General features: G+C 69.6%; 2 protein-coding genes. Both read left to right on the top strand.

The window, feature by feature from the left end; all coding sequences use genetic code 11:
- Positions 1-492: thioredoxin domain-containing protein (locus RT567_RS16615; protein ID WP_313577297.1), on the top strand; the 492-nt coding region annotated here is incomplete at its 5' end.
- A 10-nt stretch (positions 493-502) separates the two neighbouring features.
- Positions 503-1,588, top strand: a 1,086-nt coding sequence (locus tag RT567_RS16610; RefSeq protein WP_313577296.1) for an AAA family ATPase, incomplete at its 3' end; no start/stop codon positions are given.

The following is a 1,588-nucleotide window of genomic DNA, read 5'->3' as shown; positions in this document are numbered from 1 at the left end:
GACGCTCCGGTGACGGTGATCGAGTACGCCTCGTTCACCTGCAGCCACTGCGCCCATTGGACCAATGAAGTCCTGCCGCAGTTCAAGGCGCGCTACATCGACACGGGCAAGGTGCGCCTGGTGTTCCGCGACATGCCCACCCCTCCGGCCCAGATCGCGGCGACGGCGGCGGGCATCGCGCGCTGCGCCGCTCCGGCCCGCTTCTTCGACGTGGCCCACAGCCTGATGAGCGGCCAGGCCGCCGCCTTTGAAAAAGGCGACGCCCGCGACTGGTTCGCCGCCGCCATCGCCGCCAGCGGCCGCAGTCAGGAACAGATCGAAGCCTGCATGAAAAATCCAGCAACCAGCCAGGCTCTTCAGGCCGAGGTCGACGGCGCCGTGGCGGCGGGCGTGACGGGCACGCCGTCCTTCTTCGTCAACGGACGTCGGACCAGCGACCATTCGCTGGAGGCCCTGTCAGCGGCCATCGACCCGCTGATCCGGGCGCGCTGATCGAGACGCGATGCAGTTCCAGCGCCTCCGGCTCGTCGGCTTCAAATCCTTCGTCGACCCGGCCGAGGTGCAGATCGAGGCCGGACTGACCGGCATCGTCGGGCCGAACGGCTGCGGCAAGTCGAACGTACTGGAAAGCCTGCGCTGGGTCATGGGCGCCAACTCGGCCAAGGCCATGCGCGGTCAGGGCATGGAGGACGTGATCTTCGCCGGCGCCGCGGGCCGTCCGCCGCGCAACCACGCCGAAGTCCAGCTGACCATCGACAACGCCCAGAAGCGCGCGCCCCAGCCCTTCACCGACAGCCCCATGCTGGAAGTCTCGCGCCGGATCGAGCGCGGACGCGGCTCGACCTATCGCATCAACGGCAAGGAGGTGCGGGCGCGCGACGTGCAACTGCTGTTCGCCGACGCCTCGACCGGGGCCAACAGCCCGGCCCTGGTGCGTCAGGGCCAGATTTCGGAACTGATAGCCGCCAAGCCGCAGAACCGCCGCCGCATCCTTGAAGAAGCCGGGGGCGTGGCGGGCCTGCACACCCGGCGCCATGAGGCGGAGCTGCGGCTGCGGGCGGCCGAAACCAACCTCGACCGGCTGGACGACATCGGCAAGGAGTTGGAGTCGACGCTGAACAAGCTGAAGCGCGAGGCGCGTCAGGCGGAGAAGTACAAGAAGATTTCGGCCGAGATCCGCGCCCTGCAGGCGGCCTTGCTCTACGTCCGCTGGACCGACGCCAAGACGGCGGCCGAAACGGCGACGACGGAATTGCGCGAGGCTGACCGGCTGGTGGCCGAAACGACTACGGCGGCTGCGGCGGCTCAGACGGCGGCCCTGAACGCTCAGGAAGGGCTGAAGCCTGCGCGCGAGGAGGATGCGGTCGCCACCGCCCTTTTGAACCGCGCCATCATCGAGCGCGACCGGCTGGACATGGCCGAACAGGCCGCCCGCGCCGAGGTCGACCGCCTGAAGGCCGAGGTCGCTCGCATCGAGGCCGACCGCGCGCGCGAAGACGGTATGGCCGCCGACGCCGGGCGCGAGCTGGAACGGCTGGACCGCGAGCTGGAGAAGCTGAAGGCCGAGATCGCCGCCGCCCCCGAGCGC

This window comes from Brevundimonas sp. (genome assembly GCF_032107865.1).
Lineage (GTDB): Bacteria > Pseudomonadota > Alphaproteobacteria > Caulobacterales > Caulobacteraceae > Brevundimonas.
The sequence above is the reverse complement of the archived record's forward strand: the minus strand, read 5'-3'. Positions and strand labels throughout refer to the sequence as shown.